The organism is Pseudomonas monteilii, assembly GCA_001534745.1.
Lineage (GTDB): Bacteria > Pseudomonadota > Gammaproteobacteria > Pseudomonadales > Pseudomonadaceae > Aquipseudomonas > Aquipseudomonas alabamensis.
In genome coordinates, this window is the sequence record CP013997.1 from 4,028,246 (window position 1) to 4,047,686 (window position 19,441).

Below are 19,441 nucleotides of genomic sequence, written 5' to 3' on the forward strand. Positions count from 1 at the left end.
CTTACAGGGCCTTCACCTCGAGGATTTCCACCTCGAAGTTGAGGGTCTTGCCAGCCAGTGGATGGTTGAAGTCGATGGTGACCTGATCGTCGTCGAACTGCTTGACCACGCCCGGCAGCTCCGTGTTGGCCGCGTCGTTGAAGATCACCAGCAGCCCTTCCGACAGTTCCATGTCGGTGAACTGCGAGCGTGGCATGACCTGCACGTTCTGTGGGTTGGGCTGACCGAAGGCACTCTCCGGCGCGATGCTCAGGCTGCGACGGTCGCCGGCCTTGAAGCCGAACAGGGCCGCTTCGAAGCCTGGCAGCAGGTTGCCGTCACCGACCGTGAACGTGGCCGGGGCCTTGTCGAAGGTGCTGTCGACGGTGTCGCCGTTTTCCAGGTGCAGCGCGAAGTGAAGCGTCACTTCGGTGTTCTGACCGATGCGTGTTTCAGTCATGGGCAGGCTCCTCCGCCTTGCGGCTCTTGAACATGTCGAGCGCCAGCATGATCGCACCGACGGTGATGGCACAGTCCGCGATGTTGAAGACCGGGAAGCGCCAGATGTCTTTCCAGTGCACGAAGATGAAGTCGATGACGTGGCCGTGGGCCATGCGGTCGTACAGGTTGCCCAGCGCACCGCCGAGCACCAGCGCCAGGGCGATGGCCAGCCAGGTCTCGCCGCGCCCCAGCCGCTTGAGCCAGACCACCAGCACCGCGCTCACCACCACGGCGATCAGGGCGAACAGCCAGCGCTGCCACCCCGCACCATCGGCCAGGAAGCTGAACGCCGCACCGTAGTTGTAGGCCAGCAGCCAGCTCAACAGGTTGGGGATGACCGTGATCTCACGGCCATCGGCCAAGGCGCTGTTGAAGTAGAGCTTGGTGACCTGGTCGAGGACCACGACCACCACGCTCAGCCAGAGCCAGCCAAGGCGCCCGAAGCGCCCCGCACCTGGGTTAGGCATAGTGACGTACCTCGCCAGCGCCGCTGATGTTGTCGGCGCAACGGGCGCAGATTTCCGGGTGTTCCGGATGGCTGCCGACGTCGGCACGGAAGTGCCAGCAACGCGCGCACTTGGTATGGCCGGACTTGACCACCTTGAGCTTGAGCCCTTCGACCTCGGTCACCACGGCCTCGGCCGGCGCCTGGACGAACGGCACCACGCTGGCGGCCGAGGTGATCAACACGAAGCGCAATTCGTTGCCCAGCTTGTCGAGGTCGCCGCTCAAACGCTCGTCGGCGAACAGGGTGACTTCGGCCTGCAGGTTGCCACCGATGGCCTTGGCCGCACGCTGGTTCTCCAGCTCCTTGTTGACCGCAGCCTTCACCGCCATGATGCGGTCCCAGTAGGCGCGATCGAACTCGCTGTCCTGGGGCAGCTCGCTCAGGCCTTCGTACCAGGTGTTGAGCATCACCGATTCGTTGCGCTCGCCCGGCAGGTACTGCCAGATCTCGTCGGCGGTGAACGCCAGGATCGGGGCGATCCAGCGCACCAGGGCCTCGCTGATGTGGTACAGCGCGGTCTGGCACGAACGGCGCGCGACACTGTTGGTGCCGGTGGTGTACTGGCGGTCCTTGATGATGTCCAGGTAGAAGCCGCCCAGCTCCTGCACGCAGAAGTTGTGGATCTTGGAGTAGACGTTCCAGAACCGGTACTCGCCGTAGTGCTCTTCCAGCTCGCGCTGCAGCAGCAAGGTGCGGTCGACCGCCCAGCGGTCCAGCGCCAGCATGTCTTCAGGCGCCAGCAGGTCCTTGGCCGGGTCGAAGCCGGTCAGGTTGGAAAGCAGGAAGCGCGCGGTGTTGCGGATCCGCCGGTAGGCGTCGGCGCTGCGCTGCAGGATCTGCTCGGAAACCGCCATTTCGCCGGAATAGTCGGTGGCCGAGACCCACAGGCGCAGGATGTCGGCCCCCAGGGTGTCGTTGACCTTCTGCGGCTCGATGGTGTTGCCCAGCGACTTGGACATCTTGCGGCCGTTCTCGTCCACGGTGAAGCCGTGGGTGAGCAGTTCGCGGTACGGCGCGTGGTTGTCGATCGCGCAGCCGGTCAGCAGCGAGGAATGGAACCAGCCACGGTGCTGGTCGGACCCTTCCAGGTACAGGTCGGCACGCGGGCCAGTGGAGTGACCGATGTCGTGGGAGCCACGCAGCACGTGCCAGTGGGTGGTGCCGGAGTCGAACCAGACGTCGAGGGTGTCGGTGATCTTGTCGTACTGCGCGGCCTCGTCGCCCAGCAGCTCGGCGGCGTCCAGCTTGAACCAGGCCTCGATGCCCTGCTGTTCGACGCGCTTGGCCACTTCTTCCATCAGCTCGACGGTGCGCGGGTGCAGCTCACCGGTCTGCTTGTCGAGGAAGAACGGAATCGGCACACCCCAGTTGCGCTGACGCGAGATGCACCAGTCCGGACGGTTGGCGATCATCGCGTGCAGCCGCGCCTGGCCCCAGGCCGGTACGAACTTGGTCTGTTCGATGGCCGCCAGGGCGCGCTCGCGCAGCGGTGCGCCATTGTCCGGCTGCTTGTCCATGCCGACGAACCACTGCGCGGTGGCGCGGTAGATCAGCGGGGTCTTGTGGCGCCAGCAGTGCATGTAGCTGTGGGTGATGGTTTCGGTGTGCAGCAGTGCGCCCACTTCGGCCAGCTTCTCGACGATCGCCGGGTTGGCCTTCCAGATGAACTGGCCGCCGAAGAATTCCAGCGACGGCGCGTAGACGCCATTGCTCTGCACCGGTGTGAGAATGTCGTCGTTGACCATGCCATACCGCTTGCAGGTCACGAAGTCGTCTTCACCGTAGGCCGGTGCGGAGTGGACCACGCCGGTACCAGCGCCCAGCTCGACGTAGTCGGCCAGGTACACCGGCGACAGGCGCTCGTAGAACGGATGACGGAAGTTGACCAGCTCCAGCGCCGAACCAGGCGCGGTCGCCAGCACGGTGCCTTCCAGGCCCCAGCGCTTGAGGCAGGTCTCGACCAGCTCTTCGGCCAGCACCAGCAGGCGCTCACCGGTATCGACCAGCGCGTAGCTGAATTCCGGATGCACGTTCAGCGCCTGGTTGGCCGGGATGGTCCAGGGGGTGGTGGTCCAGATCACGATGGCGGCCGGCTTGGCCAGGCTGGCCTGCCCGAACGCGGCGGCCAGCTTGTCGGCATCGGCGATCGGGAACGCCACGTCGATGGTCTGCGACTTCTTGTCGGCGTACTCGACTTCGGCCTCAGCCAGCGCCGAACCGCAGTCGAAGCACCAGTTCACCGGCTTGAGGCCCTTGAACACGAAGCCATGCCTGACCATTTCGGCCAACGCGCGGATCTCGCCGGCTTCGTTGGCGAAGTCCATGGTCTTGTAGGGGTTGTCCCAATCGCCCAGTACGCCCAGGCGAATGAACTCGGTCTTCTGCCCTTCGATCTGCTCGGCGGCGTAGGCGCGGCACAGCTCGCGGGTCTGGTCCGGGCTCAGGTGCTTGCCGTGGGTGACCTCGACCTTGTGCTCGATCGGCAGGCCGTGGCAGTCCCAGCCAGGCACGTAGGGTGCGTCGAAGCCCGACAGGGTCTTGGAGCGCACGATCATGTCCTTGAGGATCTTGTTCAGCGCATGACCGATGTGGATCTTGCCGTTGGCATAGGGCGGACCGTCGTGCAGGACGAACGTGGGACGGTCCTTGCCAATTTCGCGCAGCTTCCGGTACAGGCCAATGCTGTCCCAGCGCTGCAGGATCTGCGGTTCGCGCTGGGGCAGGCCGGCCTTCATGGGGAAGGCGGAGTCCGGAAGGTTTAGCGTGGCTTTGTAGTCGGTCATTTCAGGCTCTTGGTTAGCGGTTGAGCGTGCCAGTGGGCACGTGCGGCGGCGACATCCGCATCGATCGCCGACTTGAGCGCCTCCAGGGAGGCGAAACGCTGCTCTTCACGCAGCTTGTGGTGGAATTCCACCGTCAGGCGCCGGCCATAGAGATCGCCGGCATAGTCGAGCAAGTGAATTTCCAGGTGAGGACGACCGTCACCGGCGACGGAGGGGCGCACCCCGATGTTGGCGACCCCGGGCCAGGCCTTGCCATCGATCATCGCGCTGGTCAGGTAGACCCCGACGAGCGGGACGCGACGACGCTTGAGCTGGACGTTGGCGGTGGGCCAGCCCAGCTGGCGCGCCAGCTTCTGGCCATGCAACACGCGCCCGCTGATCTGGTAGGGGCGCCCGAGCATGCGCGCGGCCAGCTCGAAGTCCCCGGCGGCCAGCGCCTTGCGCACCTGCGTGCTGCTGACCCGCACGCCATCCTGTTCGATGGTCTCGGCGGCCTCGACGCTGAACCCGTGACGCCGCCCGGCCTCGACCAGGAAATCGAAGTCACCGGCCCGGTCGCAGCCGAAGCGGAAATCGTCCCCGACTTCCACGTGCCGTGCGCCGAGCCCGTCGACCAGAATGGCCTCGACGAACTGGCGGGCATCGAGCTGGCTGAGCCGGCGATTGAAGGGCAGGCACAGCACGCGGTCGATGCCCGCCTCGGTCAGCAGCGCGAGCTTGTCGCGCAACCGCGACAGCCGGGGCGGCGCGCTGTCCGGCGCGAAGTATTCGCGTGGCTGCGGCTCGAAGACCACCACGCACGTCGGCAGGCCCATGGCCTGGCCGCGCTCGCGCAGACGCGCCAGGATCGCCTGGTGGCCGCGGTGAACGCCATCGAAGTTGCCAATGGTGGCGACGCAGCCCCGATGCTCGGGGCGTAGGTTGTAAAGACCTCGAACCAGCTGCATAGCGCGCTTCTTGCTCATAAAGTGGTCGATTATAACCACACCCGGGCGTCGGTGACAGGCAACAGCGCAACGCCAGGGCGGGGATCGGGAAAAACCGACGTTTGACCGTCGGCGGCCTCAGTGCAAGGCCTTGCGGACGAACTGACGCGGGCGCAGACCACACAGGTAGAGGCAACCGAAATAGGTCACCATGCCCGCGAAGATCAACGCACCCAGTCGCAGCAGCCGCATGGCCATGTTGCCCTCTTCCCACGCCGGCATCCAGTGCAGGCCGGCCATCAGCACCGCGGCCATCAACCCGACGGCCAGGACCAGCTTGAGCAGGAACGTCGTCCAGCCGGGCTGCGGCTGGAACAGCTGCTGGCTGCGCAGCTTCCAGTACAGCAGACCGGCATTGAGGCAGGCGCCCAGGCTGATGGCCAGCGCCAGGCCCGCATGCTGCAACGGACCGATCAGGATCAGGTTGAACACTTGCGTGGCGACCAGCGTGAAGAGGGCGATCTTCACCGGCGTGCGAATGTTCTGCTGGGCATAGAAGCCGGGCGCCAGCACCTTGATCAGGATGATCGCCAGCAGACCGACCGAGTAGGCGATCAGTGCCTGCTGGGTCATGGCAGCGTCATGGGCGCCGAACTTGCCGTACTGGAACAGCGCCACGGTCAGGGGCTCGGCCAGCAGCGCCAGGCCCAGCGTGCAGGGCAGCACCAGCAGGAAGCACAGCCGCAGGCCCCAGTCGAGGATGCGCGAATACTCGTGACGGTCACGGTTGGCGTAGGTGCGGGCCAGAGTGGGCAGCAGGATGGTGCCCAGTGCCACGCCGAGCACCCCCGATGGCAGCTCCATCAGCCGGTCGGCGTAGTACATCCATGACACCGAACCGGCCACCAGGAACGAGGCGAAGATGGTGTTGATGATCAGCGACACCTGGCTGACCGACACCCCGAGTATCGCCGGCAGCATCTGCTTGAGCACCCGCCAGACGCCGGCGTCGCGCACGTTCAGGCGCGGCAGCACCAGCATGCCGATCTTCTTCAGGGCGGGAAGCTGGTACAGCAACTGCGCCAGACCGCCAGCCAGTACTCCCCAGGCCAGGGCCATGATGGGTGGATCGAAGTAAGGGGTGAGGAACAGGGCGAAGCCGATCATGGCGACGTTGAGCAGCGTCGGCGTGAAGGCCGGCACCGAGAAGCGGTTCCAGGTATTGAGGATGGCACCGACCAGAGAGGACAGCGAGATCAACAATATATAAGGAAAGGTCACACGCAGCAGGTCGGTAGTCAGCTGGTACTTCTCGGCATTGTCGACGAACCCGGGTGCGGTGATCCAGACCACGAACGGCGCGGCCAGGATGCCCACGGCCGTGACCAGGGCCAGCACCAGAGTGAGCAGGCCGCTGACGTAGGCCACAAAGGTCCGCGTGGCCTCCTCGCCCTGCTGGGTCTTGTACTCGGCGAGGATCGGCACGAAGGCTTGGGAGAAGGCGCCTTCGGCAAAGATCCGGCGCAGCAGGTTGGGCAGCTTGAAGGCGATGAAGAACGCATCGGTGGCCACGCCCGCACCAAAGATACGGGCCAGGATGGTGTCGCGGACGAAGCCCAGCACCCGTGAAATCATGGTGATGGAGCTGACGGCCGCCAGGGATTTGAGCAGATTCATCGAAAATATTTCACGCCAGGGGCAAGGGGCGCTGCCAGTCAACGCCTGGATGTGCGATACTCCCGCGCGCTTTTGCAGGGGAATCAAAGCCACCGAGTTTACAGATCGCGGCGTAGAAAGGAATCTTCCTCCTACATGCCGTGCCATTCGGCGGAACCCTGCAGTCGGCCTTGACATCCGTTCTACTGATCGGCATGATTCGCGGCCTTATTTGTTTGCTATTTACCTAAAGTCTTTCGAGGAGCTCGACGGTGGCCAACTCACCTTCCGCCAAGAAACGTGCAAAACAGGCTGAGAAGCGTCGCAGCCACAACGCCAGCCTGCGTTCCATGGTCCGTACCTACATCAAGAATGTAGTCAAGGCCATCGACGCCAAAGACGCTGACAAAGCGCAAGCCGCCTACACCCTGGCTGTGCCTGTAATCGACCGTATGGCCGACAAAGGCATCATCCACAAGAACAAGGCTGCTCGCCACAAAGGCCGTCTGAACGCGCACATCAAGGCGCTGAAGACCGCAGCCTAAGCGATACGCGTGTTCAAAAACCGACCTCAGGGTCGGTTTTTTATTGCCTGCACCAAACCTCGGCCAGGCTATCGGGGGAAGAGTCGGACATTCGAATCGACTACACCTGCAGCGGTCAGCACCCTGACCTGCGCCGTGATGCATTCATCACGGCGCAGGTATCGATCACTGGGCGACCCGAATCTTCGGCGCCCAGTTGAGCCATTCGTCCTGGGGCTCCTCGAACAGCGCGAAGGTCTGACGAGGGCGTGCCTGGCTGCCCATCTGCTCGCCTTCGGGCGTGGCGAACGCGACACCGCCATCGATCAGGGTCTGCAAGGACTCGGTGCGGATGGTCGCGCCCTTGATCAAGCCGAAGTCGAAGCCGAAGCCGCTGCTGTTCCAGAACCGACTGCCCGTGTGCACCAGCGAGGCGTAGCGCGGTTCGATCAGCACGTGGATCAGGACGCGATCGGCGGTCGGGCCCAGCTCGAACCCGGTGACCTTGCCCACCGGCACTTCACGGTAGGTGACCGGCACGCCCGGCTTGATCGAACCTTTGCGTGCCGCACTCAAGGTGATTGGCAGACCGGGTTCGGGTTCGCGTGATTCAGGTGCCTGGGCCAGGGCGATGAAGTCCTGCTGCGCGCCCCGGTCCTTGGTGGCCGGCAATACCTCCAGGTACTGCCCGGTGACCAGGGTCTCGAGGTTCTCGGTACGCACCAGGCCCAGGGCCGGCTTGACCACCCAGAACTGCGTCCCCGCCCGGGCGATGCGATCGGCCCCCTGGGTGATGCGCGCCTTGAGCAGCACCGCCTGCATGTCCTTGGTGAAGTCCACGCTCTCGACACTGCCGACGTCCAACCCCTTGTAGCGAATCGCGGCGCCTGGCTTGAGCCCGTCGGCCCGGTCGACCCGGATGGTGATCAGCGATCCACTGCGGTTGGCCGCCTCTTCACTCTCGAGCAGGCGGAAGCGCGGGATATGCCGCTTGAGCGGCACGTTGGCCTTTGGCGTATCGAAGGCGATGCCGCCGGCCATCAGGCTCTGCAGCGACTCGCTCTTGATCTTGATGCCCGACAGACCGCCGGTGAGCGTGATGCCGCTGGCGTTCCAGAAGCGGGTCGAGCCGTTGACTAGGTTGGCGTACTCCTTCTCGATGTGCACACCGATCAGGATGCGGTTGCTGTTCTTGGCGAACTGGTAGCTCTGCACACTGCCGACCTTGACCTGGCGATAGGTGACCGGGCTACCGACATCCAGCGAGCCCAGGGCATCGGCGAACAGCACCAGGTGCAGCCCCGGGGCGCGCAGGTCCAGGGGCGGCGCCTTGGCACGCGCCTCGAACTCGCGCATGGGCTTGGCGCCCTTCTCACCCGGTCGGAAGGAAATGTAGTTGCCTTTGACCAGGGCCTCGATGCCGGTGATGCCCGCCAGGGAGATCGACGGCTTGACCACCCAGAACTGGGTACCCTCCACCAGATAGTCCTCGGCCAGTGGGTCCAGCGTCAGGTCGGCGGTCGCGCTGGTGAGGTTGTCCTCCATGCGCAACGCCTTCAGCGAGCCGATCTGGATGCCCTTGTACATCACGGGCGTGCGGCCTGCCTGGAGGCCTTCGTAGTCGTTCAGCTTGAGCTTGATGCGAATGCCCGCCTGAGCGGCGTCGTAGTCGTCATAGAGCCGGAACGGCAGGCTGGGGTCGGTAGGCGGGCTGTCCTTGCGGTGTTCGGGCGTGGCGAAGGCGATGCCGCCGGCGACGATGCTGGCCAGCGACTCGCTGCGCACCTTGACCCCGGACAGGTTGGCATCGATGCTGATGCCGCTGGCGTTCCAGAAGCGCGTGTGCTTGCGCACCAGGTTGGCGTAAGCGGGCGCGATGAAGACCTTCACCTCGACGGTGTCCTGATCCTCGGAGAGCTTGTAGCTCTTCACGCGGCCCACCTGGATCTGCTTGTAGAACACGGGGCTGTCGCGGTTCAGCGACCCGAGTCGATCGGCCTTCAAGGTCAGGTGCAGGCCAGGCTCGTCGTCGGACAAGGGCGGCGCCTTGGCGAGTGCCGTGAAGCGCTTGGTCGGCTCCCCCTCGCCAGGGCTGATCGCGATGTAGTTGCCCGACACCAGGGTCTCGAGACCGGTGATGCCCGCCAGGCTGACGCTGGGCTTGACCAGCCAGAAGCGTGTACCGGTGGTGAGGTGCCCTTCGGCTTCCTTGTTCATCTCGATGGTCGCCACGACACCGGTGTTCTGGCCCTCGGTATCGAGCTCGAGCGAATCGACCTTGCCGACCGACATGCCTTTGTAGAACACCTCGGTCTTGTTGGCGACGATCCCCTCACCGGTCTGGAAACGCACCTGGATGCGGACACCGGCCTGGCTGTAGGCCTGCCAGGCCAGCCAGCCACCGATCGCCAGGGCGATCAGGGGCAGGATCCAGATGGCCGACCAGTTGGAAGCAGGCCGAGTCTTGGCCTTAGGCAAATCAGTCATTGTCGTCGTCCGACTCCGTGTTGTCCCAGATCAGCCGAGGATCGAAGGTCAAGGCTGCAAACATGGTCAGGATCACCACCGCGGCAAACGCGACGGCGCCCAGGTTGGGTTCGACATTGGCGATACGACCGAAATTCACCACGGCCACCAGAATGGCAATGACGAAGATGTCCAGCATCGACCAGCGTCCGATGAATTCGATGAAGCGGTACATGATGATGCGCTGCCGGGCCGACAGTGGCTGATGACGCTGGATCGAGTACAGCAGCAGAGCAATGCCCACAAGCTTGAAAGTCGGTACCAGGATACTGGCGGTGAACACCACCGCCGCGATCGGAATCATCCCGTGCTGCATGAGCGTGATGACACCGGACATGATGGTGTCCGGGCTGCCCTGCCCCAGCGTGCTCACCGTCATGATCGGCAGCACGTTCGCCGGAATGTAGAGAATCATCGCCGTGATCAGCAAGGCCCAGGTACGCACGATGCTGTTAGGTCGACGGGCATGCAGCGAGGCACCGCACCGCGAACAGAACGGTTTCGGGTCATCGTCATCACGAGGATTGAGTTCGTGGCATTCATTGCAGACCAGGATGCCTGCATCAATCGCCCGCATGTTCATCTTCTCCCGACAGGGCCGTCCAGATCTGGTGGGGCGACATCACCACCTCCAGCCACACTTGAACCAACAACAGGCCAATGAAACAGAACAGGCCGAAGCCGACGGTGACTTCGGCCATGTCGACCAGCTTCACCACCGCCACCAGCACGCCCATGAAATAGACCTCCAGCATGCCCCAGTCGCGCAGGTGATGGTAGAGGCGATAGAAGAGCAGGCCGTGACCGCGTGCGACGTTCAGCCGGATGCTCAACAGCACGGCCAGCTGACACAGCAGCTTCGCCAAGGGAATGGCCATGCTGCATAGGAAGACCACGATCGAGATCCCGATCATGTCGGCGCCATACAGACCGAGCACGCCGTTCCAGACGGTGTCGGCCGAGCTTTGCCCCAGCACGTGGAGCTTCATGATGGGCAGGAAATTGGCCGGTATGTAGAGCAGGAGCGCCGTGAGCACCAGGGCCAGGCTGCGGTTGACCACATTGGGACGGTGGGCATAGAGCTCGTAGCCGCACCGTGGACAATGGGCCTTCTCGCCAGGCGCCAGGACAGGCTTCTCCATCAACAGGTCACACTCATGGCAGGCGACCAGCCCTTGCAGGGGGCGTTGTGCCAGCGATTCGGAGGTGGCGGGTCTGGGCATGGAGTAAGGTCTGGGTGGTGGGATCGGCTCTATTCTAGAGGTCTGACCACGGAAAAGACAAAACCCCTACCTGCATGCGCAGATAGGGGTTTTGCGAAATGAATCTTGGCGATGACCTACTCTCACATGGGGAAACCCCACACTACCATCGGCGATGCATCGTTTCACTACTGAGTTCGGGAAGGGATCAGGTGGTTCCAATGCTCTATGGTCGCCAAGAAATTCGGTAGCCGGACCGTCGTATCGACAGGCCAGCAAATTCGGATATGTGATCTTTGTGTGTTCGCGAACTTTCGGTTCGTGTGTCTTCGCACCCAACCTGCGCTCGGCAGATTGCTTGGGTGTTATATGGTCAAGCCTCACGGGCAATTAGTATTGGTTAGCTCAACGCCTCACAGCGCTTACACACCCAACCTATCAACGTCGTAGTCTTCGACGGCCCTTTAGGGGATTCAAGATCCCAGTGAGATCTCATCTTGAGGCAAGTTTCCCGCTTAGATGCTTTCAGCGGTTATCTCTTCCGAACATAGCTACCCGGCAATGCCACTGGCGTGACAACCGGAACACCAGAGGTTCGTCCACTCCGGTCCTCTCGTACTAGGAGCAGCCCCTCTCAAATCTCAAACGTCCACGGCAGATAGGGACCGAACTGTCTCACGACGTTCTAAACCCAGCTCGCGTACCACTTTAAATGGCGAACAGCCATACCCTTGGGACCGGCTTCAGCCCCAGGATGTGATGAGCCGACATCGAGGTGCCAAACACCGCCGTCGATATGAACTCTTGGGCGGTATCAGCCTGTTATCCCCGGAGTACCTTTTATCCGTTGAGCGATGGCCCTTCCATACAGAACCACCGGATCACTAAGACCTACTTTCGTACCTGCTCGACGTGTGGGTCTCGCAGTCAAGCGCGCTTTTGCCTTTATACTCTACGACCGATTTCCGACCGGTCTGAGCGCACCTTCGTACTCCTCCGTTACTCTTTGGGAGGAGACCGCCCCAGTCAAACTACCCACCATACACTGTCCTCGATCCGGATGACGGACCTGAGTTAGAACCTCAAAGTTGCCAGGGTGGTATTTCAAGGATGGCTCCACGCAGACTGGCGTCCACGCTTCAAAGCCTCCCACCTATCCTACACAAGCAAATTCAAAGTCCAGTGCAAAGCTATAGTAAAGGTTCACGGGGTCTTTCCGTCTAGCCGCGGATACACTGCATCTTCACAGCGATTTCAATTTCACTGAGTCTCGGGTGGAGACAGCGCCGCCATCGTTACGCCATTCGTGCAGGTCGGAACTTACCCGACAAGGAATTTCGCTACCTTAGGACCGTTATAGTTACGGCCGCCGTTTACCGGGGCTTCGATCAAGAGCTTCGCTTGCGCTAACCCCATCAATTAACCTTCCGGCACCGGGCAGGCGTCACACCCTATACGTCCACTTTCGTGTTTGCAGAGTGCTGTGTTTTTAATAAACAGTCGCAGCGGCCTGGTATCTTCGACCGGCATGGGCTTACGGAGCAAGTCCTTGACCCTCGCCGGCGCACCTTCTCCCGAAGTTACGGTGCCATTTTGCCTAGTTCCTTCACCCGAGTTCTCTCAAGCGCCTTGGTATTCTCTACCTAACCACCTGTGTCGGTTTGGGGTACGGTTCCCGATTATCTGAAGCTTAGGAGCTTTTCTTGGAAGCATGGCATCAACCACTTCGTCGCCTAAAGGCAACTCGTCATCAGCTCTCGGCCTTGAGATCCCGGATTTGCCTAAGATCTCAGCCTACCACCTTAAACTTGGACAACCAACGCCAAGCTGGCCTAGCCTTCTCCGTCCCTCCATCGCAATAACCGGAAGTACAGGAATATTAACCTGTTTTCCATCGACTACGCTTTTCAGCCTCGCCTTAGGGACCGACTAACCCTGCGTCGATTAACGTTGCGCAGGAAACCTTGGTCTTTCGGCGTGGGAGTTTTTCACTCCCATTGTCGTTACTCATGTCAGCATTCGCACTTCTGATACCTCCAGCCAGCTTCTCAACTGACCTTCACAGGCTTACAGAACGCTCCTCTACCGCATCACCTAGTGGTGATACCCGTAGCTTCGGTGCATGGTTTGAGCCCCGTTACATCTTCCGCGCAGGCCGACTCGACTAGTGAGCTATTACGCTTTCTTTAAAGGGTGGCTGCTTCTAAGCCAACCTCCTAGCTGTCTAAGCCTTCCCACATCGTTTCCCACTTAACCATGACTTTGGGACCTTAGCTGACGGTCTGGGTTGTTTCCCTTTTCACGACGGACGTTAGCACCCGCCGTGTGTCTCCCATGCTCGGCACTTGCTGGTATTCGGAGTTTGCATCGGTTTGGTAAGTCGGGATGACCCCCTAGCCGAAACAGTGCTCTACCCCCAGCAGTGATACATGAGGCGCTACCTAAATAGCTTTCGAGGAGAACCAGCTATCTCCGAGCTTGATTAGCCTTTCACTCCGATCCACAGGTCATCCGCTAACTTTTCAACGGTAGTCGGTTCGGTCCTCCAGTCAGTGTTACCTAACCTTCAACCTGCCCATGGATAGATCGCCCGGTTTCGGGTCTATACCCAGCGACTGTTCGCCCTATTAAGACTCGCTTTCGCTACGCCTCCCCTATTCGGTTAAGCTCGCCACTGAATATAAGTCGCTGACCCATTATACAAAAGGTACGCAGTCACCTAACAAGTAGGCTCCCACTGCTTGTACGCATACGGTTTCAGGTTCTATTTCACTCCCCTCTCCGGGGTTCTTTTCGCCTTTCCCTCACGGTACTGGTTCACTATCGGTCAGTCAGTAGTATTTAGCCTTGGAGGATGGTCCCCCCATATTCAGACAAAGTTTCTCGTGCTCCGTCCTACTCGATTTCATTGGAAGAAGATTTTCGTGTACGGGGCTATCACCCACTATGGCCGCACTTTCCAGAGCGTTCCACTAATCTTCAACCAACTTAAGGGCTGGTCCCCGTTCGCTCGCCACTACTAAGGGAATCTCGGTTGATTTCTATTCCTCAGGGTACTTAGATGTTTCAGTTCCCCTGGTTCGCCTCATGCACCTATGTATTCAGTGCAGGATACTCAGCTTGTGCTGAGTGGGTTCCCCCATTCAGAGATCTCTGGATCACAGTCTGTTTGCCGACTCCCCAAAGCTTATCGCAGGCTACCACGTCTTTCATCGCCTCTGACTGCCAAGGCATCCACCGTATGCGCTTCTTCACTTGACCATATAACCCCAAGCAATCTGGTTATACTGTGAAGACGACATTCGCCGAAAATTCGCATGTTGCGCTCTCGCGCAGAACTCACAAATTTTACCTTAGCCTGATCACCACCAGTGAAAGTGGCCATCAGTCTATTTCTATCACATATCCGAATTTTTAAAGAACGATCTGACAAAAGTCAGAAATCAACATTTCACAGCCTCAAGCTGCAAATGTTCATTTCTAAGTTCTGAACAGCGGCGACGATGGAAGTGGTGGAGCCAAGCGGGATCGAACCGCTGACCTCCTGCGTGCAAGGCAGGCGCTCTCCCAGCTGAGCTATGGCCCCGTGTGTCGTAGCATCAAGCCGCACCATGAAATGGTAGGTCTGGGCAGATTTGAACTGCCGACCTCACCCTTATCAGGGGTGCGCTCTAACCAACTGAGCTACAGACCTATAACAGGGTCGCGTTACAGCATCGTCTTCGTACAAAGAATCAAGCAATTCGTGTGGGGGCTCATCAGCTGGCTGATGTCGTCGATTAAGGAGGTGATCCAGCCGCAGGTTCCCCTACGGCTACCTTGTTACGACTTCACCCCAGTCATGAATCACACCGTGGTAACCGTCCTCCCGAAGGTTAGACTAGCTACTTCTGGTGCAACCCACTCCCATGGTGTGACGGGCGGTGTGTACAAGGCCCGGGAACGTATTCACCGCGACATTCTGATTCGCGATTACTAGCGATTCCGACTTCACGCAGTCGAGTTGCAGACTGCGATCCGGACTACGATCGGTTTTGTGAGATTAGCTCCACCTCGCGGCTTGGCAACCCTCTGTACCGACCATTGTAGCACGTGTGTAGCCCAGGCCGTAAGGGCCATGATGACTTGACGTCATCCCCACCTTCCTCCGGTTTGTCACCGGCAGTCTCCTTAGAGTGCCCACCATAACGTGCTGGTAACTAAGGACAAGGGTTGCGCTCGTTACGGGACTTAACCCAACATCTCACGACACGAGCTGACGACAGCCATGCAGCACCTGTGTCAGAGTTCCCGAAGGCACCCATCCATCTCTGGAAAGTTCTCTGCATGTCAAGGCCTGGTAAGGTTCTTCGCGTTGCTTCGAATTAAACCACATGCTCCACCGCTTGTGCGGGCCCCCGTCAATTCATTTGAGTTTTAACCTTGCGGCCGTACTCCCCAGGCGGTCAACTTAATGCGTTAGCTGCGCCACTAAAATCTCAAGGATTCCAACGGCTAGTTGACATCGTTTACGGCGTGGACTACCAGGGTATCTAATCCTGTTTGCTCCCCACGCTTTCGCACCTCAGTGTCAGTATCAGTCCAGGTGGTCGCCTTCGCCACTGGTGTTCCTTCCTATATCTACGCATTTCACCGCTACACAGGAAATTCCACCACCCTCTACCGTACTCTAGCCTGCCAGTTTTGGATGCAGTTCCCAGGTTGAGCCCGGGGCTTTCACATCCAACTTAACAAACCACCTACGCGCGCTTTACGCCCAGTAATTCCGATTAACGCTTGCACCCTCTGTATTACCGCGGCTGCTGGCACAGAGTTAGCCGGTGCTTATTCTGTCGGTAACGTCAAAATTGCAGAGTATTAATCTACAACCCTTCCTCCCAACTTAAAGTGCTTTACAATCCGAAGACCTTCTTCACACACGCGGCATGGCTGGATCAGGCTTTCGCCCATTGTCCAATATTCCCCACTGCTGCCTCCCGTAGGAGTCTGGACCGTGTCTCAGTTCCAGTGTGACTGATCATCCTCTCAGACCAGTTACGGATCGTCGCCTTGGTGAGCCATTACCTCACCAACTAGCTAATCCGACCTAGGCTCATCTGATAGCGCAAGGCCCGAAGGTCCCCTGCTTTCTCCCGTAGGACGTATGCGGTATTAGCGTTCCTTTCGAAACGTTGTCCCCCACTACCAGGCAGATTCCTAGGCATTACTCACCCGTCCGCCGCTGAATTCAGGAGCAAGCTCCCGTCATCCGCTCGACTTGCATGTGTTAGGCCTGCCGCCAGCGTTCAATCTGAGCCATGATCAAACTCTTCAGTTCAATACTGCTTGGGTTTTTAAGAAACCCTAAACTTGGCTCAGCAATCTCAAATGACTACTATGATTACTCATGTGTCACTTGTGATGCTGATAATCTATGTGACTATCAGTCCAAACTCACAAGCACCCACACGAATTGCTTGATTCAATTTGTTAAAGAGCGTTTGGCTGAGAAGCTTTCGTCTCAACCGAGGCGCGCATTCTACGCTGTCCTCGTTGTGTGTCAAGCGTTTATTTTGAAGTTTTTTTCGGGAAACCCTAACAACTTCAACCACTTGACTCGCTGCGATCTCTCGAAGCGGGAGGCGAATCATACAGCGTTACAACCTGCTGTCAACTGCCTTTTTTCACCGCTTCCGGTCAGGACCGAAGCCCTTCCAGTTTCGTTTCGATTCACGCAACCTGTTGATTAACAAGGCGTTTATCGTTCCGACTGCGTTGGAAGTGGTGCGCATTATAAGGGGATCTGAAACCCCGTCAACCGTTAATTTCAAAAAACCTTCATTTCTTTGAAAGACGCAGGAAAGCGCTCATGACGCTTTCCTGCGCAACGCCTCACAGACTCGGGAAGGCGAACTGCGACGCTTCGTGGGTCTTGCGCTGCGGCCAGCGCTGAGTGATCGCCTTGCGCCGGGTATAGAAGCGCACGCCATCGGGACCATAGGCATGCAGGTCGCCGAACAGCGAGCGCTTCCAGCCACCGAAGCTGTGGTAGGACACCGGCACCGGCAGCGGTACGTTCACCCCGACCATGCCCACCTCGACCTCATCGCAGAACAACCGCGCCGCTTCACCGTCACGGGTGAAGATACAGGTGCCGTTGCCGTACTCATGGGCATTGATCAGCTGCAGCGCCTCTTCCAGGCTGCCTACGCGCACCACGCACAGCACCGGTCCGAAGATCTCTTCTTTATAGATACGCATCTTGGGGGTCACCCCGTCGAACAGCGTCCCGCCGACGAAGTACCCCTCTTCGTGCCCCGCCACACGATAGCCACGCCCGTCCACCACCAGTTGCGCCCCGGCGGCCACCCCCTCATCGATGTAGCCGACGACCTTGTCGCGCGCCGCAGCGGTCACCAGCGGCCCCATGTCCAGGCCACAGGCGGTTCCGGCCCCGATCTTCAGCGCCTTGATCTGCGGTTCGAGCTTGGCGATCAGCGCATCGGCGATCGCATCCCCGACACAAACCGCCACCGAGATGGCCATGCAGCGCTCGCCACAGGACCCGTAGGCCGCCCCCATCAAGGCACTGACGGCGTTGTCCAGTTCGGCGTCGGGCATCAGCACTGCATGGTTCTTCGCCCCGCCCAGTGCCTGTACCCGTTTGCCGCGACGCGTGCCCTCGGCATAGATGTACTCGGCGATGGGCGTCGAACCGACGAAGCTCAAGGCTTTCACCTCGGGCGCCTCGATCAGCGCATCGACCGCGTCCTTGTCGCCATGGACCACGCTGAGGATGCCCTTGGGCAGCCCGGCCTCCTCCAACAGACGTGCGATATACAGCGTCGAGCTGGGATCGCGCTCCGACGGCTTGAGGATGAAGGCATTGCCACACACGATGGCCAAGGGGTACATCCACAGCGGCACCATCGCCGGGAAGTTGAACGGCGTGATCCCGGCGACGATGCCCAGTGGCTGGAAGTCGGACCAGGCATCGATGTTCGGCCCCACGTTGCGGCTGTACTCGCCCTTGAGGATCTCCGGTGCTGCGCAGGCGAACTCCACGTTCTCGATACCGCGCTTGAGCTCGCCGGCGGCATCTTCGAGGGTCTTGCCATGTTCGGTGCTGATCAACTGCGCGATGGCCGCCTCGTGCTGCTCGAGCAATTGCTTGAAGCGGAACATCACCTGCGCGCGCTTGGCGGCAGGTGTATTGCGCCAGGCCGGGAAGGCGGCCTTGGCGGCGTCGATCGCCTGCTGCACGGTCGCGCGATCGGCCAGTTCGACCTGGCCGATGACCTGGCCGGTGGACGGATTGAAAAGATCGGCGGTGCGCCCGCCGTGGGAAACCAGCTCACCGTTGATCAGGTGCTGAACAGTGCTCATGCAAGACTCCAGTCAGAAAAGGGACGGCGGGCGTCGCGACGACGCCCGCGCGTGGCATTCAGGCGGTCAGTCGACCTGGGCGAGGGCCTCGCCCACCGCATCGAACAGACGGTCGAGTTCGTGCGGCTGCGTGTTGAAGGTCGGGCCGAACTGCAGGGTGTCGCCGCCATAGCGCACGTAGAAGCCAGCCTGCCAGAGCTTCATGGCAGTCTCGAACGGCCGCACGATGGCATCGCCGTCACGCGGGGCGATCTGGATCGCGCCGGCCAACCCGTAGTTGCGAATGTCGACCACGTGACGGGTGCCCTTGATGCCGTGCAGCGTGCGCTCGAAGTGCGGGGCCAGCTCGGCGGCCGCCTGCACCAGGTTCTCGCGCTCCAGCAGGTCCAGCGTCGCCAGCCCGGCGGCGCAGGCCAGCGGATGCGCCGAGTAGGTGTAGCCGTGGGGGAACTCCACAGCGTATTCCGGCGTGGGCTGGCTCATGAAGGTCTGGTAGATCTCCTGCCGCGCGACCACCGCACCCATCGGCACCGCGCCATTGGTGACCTGCTTGGCGATGCACATCAGGTCGGGCGTCACGTCGAACGCCTCGGCGCCGGTCATGGCCCCCATGCGCCCGAAGCCGGTGATCACCTCGTCGAAGATCAGCAGGATGTTGTGCTGGGTGCAGATCTCGCGCAGCCGCTTGAGGTAGCCCTTGGGCGGCGGCAGAACGCCTGCCGATCCGGCCAGCGGCTCGACGATCACCGCGGCGATGTTCGACGCATCGTGCAGCTCGATCAGCTTGAGCATCTCGTCGGCCAGGGCGATGCCACCCTGCTCGGGCAGCCCCTGGCTGAAGACGTTGGCCGGCAAGACCGTGTGTGGCAGGTGATCGACGTCCAGCAATTGGCCGAACATCTTGCGGTTGCCATTGACCCCGCCCAGGCTCGTGCCGGCGATGTTCACCCCATGGTAGCCACGGGCGCGCCCGATGATCTTGGTCTTGCTGGCCTGCCCTTTCAGGCGCCAGTAGGCACGCACCATCTTCAACGCCGTGTCGGCGCACTCGGACCCCGAGTTGGTATAGAAGACGTGATCCAGGTCGCCCGGGGTCAGCTCGGCGATCTTCTCGGCCAGCTGGAACGACAGCGGATGACCGAACTGGAAGGCCGGCGAGTAGTCCAGCACACCGGCCTGCCGGGCGATGGCTTCGGTGATGGTCTGGCGAGTGTGCCCGGCGCCGCAGGTCCAGAGACCGGACAGGGCATCGAAGATCTGCCGGCCCTTGTCATCGGTCAGGTAGTTGCCCTGGGCGGCCACGATCAGCCGCGGATCGCGCTGGAAGTTGCGGTTGGCGGTGTACGGCATCCAGTGCGCATCCAGCTTGAGCTGGCTGGCGACGCCTGTCGGCGCAGTCTCGAACATGTTCATCAGGGGGCCTCGCGGATTCGTTCAGCGATGGGGTGTTGTTGCAGCCACGGTGGCACGC

At 60.7% G+C, this 19,441-nt stretch carries 11 protein-coding genes, 2 tRNA genes, 3 rRNA genes and 1 pseudogene; 2 read left to right on the forward strand and 15 right to left on the reverse strand.

The genetic code is table 11. The annotated features are described in order from the left end of the window. Position 1: 1 nt before the first annotated feature. The 5 genes from APT63_17245 to APT63_17265 form a co-directional block, all read right to left on the reverse strand. Positions 2-439, reverse strand: coding sequence for a peptidylprolyl isomerase (locus APT63_17245; GenBank protein ID AMA47224.1), 438 nt, complete (start codon positions 437-439; stop codon positions 2-4). Then, a complete protein-coding gene (locus APT63_17250; protein AMA47225.1) occupies positions 432-947 on the reverse strand; it encodes a signal peptidase II in 516 nt (171 codons plus the stop codon). The genes APT63_17245 and APT63_17250 overlap by 8 nt, the downstream gene beginning before the upstream one ends. Then, entirely contained in the window at positions 940-3,771 is a 2,832-nt protein-coding gene (locus APT63_17255; GenBank protein ID AMA47226.1) for an isoleucine--tRNA ligase, read from the reverse strand. The genes APT63_17250 and APT63_17255 overlap by 8 nt, the downstream gene beginning before the upstream one ends. Then, the gene (locus APT63_17260; protein ID AMA47227.1) at positions 3,768-4,718 is read right to left on the reverse strand and encodes a bifunctional riboflavin kinase/FMN adenylyltransferase; all 951 of its coding nucleotides are present in this window, start codon (positions 4,716-4,718) and stop codon (positions 3,768-3,770) included. The genes APT63_17255 and APT63_17260 overlap by 4 nt, the downstream gene beginning before the upstream one ends. Before the next feature lie 117 nt (positions 4,719-4,835). Then, positions 4,836-6,374: a murein biosynthesis protein MurJ gene (locus APT63_17265; GenBank protein ID AMA47228.1), complete on the reverse strand. Its 1,539-nt coding sequence runs from the start codon at positions 6,372-6,374 to the stop codon at positions 4,836-4,838. A gap of 251 nt (positions 6,375-6,625) precedes the next feature. On the opposite strand from APT63_17265, the gene APT63_17270 reads away from it, so the two are divergent. Next, complete coding sequence (locus APT63_17270; protein ID AMA47229.1) at positions 6,626-6,898, forward strand: 30S ribosomal protein S20; 273 nt, start codon at positions 6,626-6,628, stop codon at positions 6,896-6,898. A 165-nt stretch (positions 6,899-7,063) separates the two neighbouring features. On the opposite strand, the gene APT63_17275 is transcribed toward APT63_17270, so the two are convergent. From APT63_17275 to APT63_17310, 8 genes are all read right to left on the reverse strand, one after another. Further along, entirely contained in the window at positions 7,064-9,364 is a 2,301-nt protein-coding gene (locus tag APT63_17275; protein ID AMA47230.1) for a mammalian cell entry protein, read from the reverse strand. After that, entirely contained in the window at positions 9,357-9,980 is a 624-nt protein-coding gene (locus tag APT63_17280; protein ID AMA47231.1) for a paraquat-inducible protein A, read from the reverse strand. The genes APT63_17275 and APT63_17280 overlap by 8 nt, the downstream gene beginning before the upstream one ends. Beyond that, positions 9,967-10,626 (reverse strand): paraquat-inducible protein A, encoded by a 660-nt coding sequence (locus APT63_17285; GenBank protein ID AMA47232.1) that lies wholly within the window; start codon positions 10,624-10,626, stop codon positions 9,967-9,969. The genes APT63_17280 and APT63_17285 overlap by 14 nt, the downstream gene beginning before the upstream one ends. A 103-nt stretch (positions 10,627-10,729) precedes the next feature. Further along, positions 10,730-10,845 (reverse strand): 5S ribosomal RNA (rrf, locus tag APT63_17290). 115 nt (positions 10,846-10,960) lie between these two features. Continuing rightward, positions 10,961-13,873: ribosomal RNA gene (locus APT63_17295) — 23S ribosomal RNA — on the reverse strand. A gap of 242 nt (positions 13,874-14,115) precedes the next feature. Next, positions 14,116-14,191, reverse strand: a tRNA-Ala gene (locus tag APT63_17300). Positions 14,192-14,222: 31 nt separating this feature from the next. Then, a tRNA-Ile gene (locus tag APT63_17305) sits at positions 14,223-14,299 on the reverse strand. Positions 14,300-14,375: 76 nt separating this feature from the next. Next, positions 14,376-15,922 (reverse strand): 16S ribosomal RNA (locus tag APT63_17310). The 16S, 23S and 5S rRNA genes sit together here with 2 tRNA genes alongside, the layout of an rRNA operon. A gap of 83 nt (positions 15,923-16,005) precedes the next feature. Between APT63_17310 and APT63_17315 the strand changes: the two are divergent. Continuing rightward, a pseudogene (locus tag APT63_17315) lies at positions 16,006-16,434 on the forward strand (hypothetical protein). 42 nt (positions 16,435-16,476) lie between these two features. Here the strand turns inward: APT63_17315 and APT63_17320 are convergent. After that, a complete protein-coding gene (locus tag APT63_17320; GenBank protein AMA47233.1) occupies positions 16,477-17,970 on the reverse strand; it encodes a methylmalonate-semialdehyde dehydrogenase in 1,494 nt (497 codons plus the stop codon). A 66-nt stretch (positions 17,971-18,036) separates the two neighbouring features. Beyond that, positions 18,037-19,383, reverse strand: coding sequence for an omega amino acid--pyruvate aminotransferase (locus APT63_17325; protein AMA47234.1), 1,347 nt, complete (start codon positions 19,381-19,383; stop codon positions 18,037-18,039). Positions 19,384-19,441 lie beyond the last annotated feature (58 nt).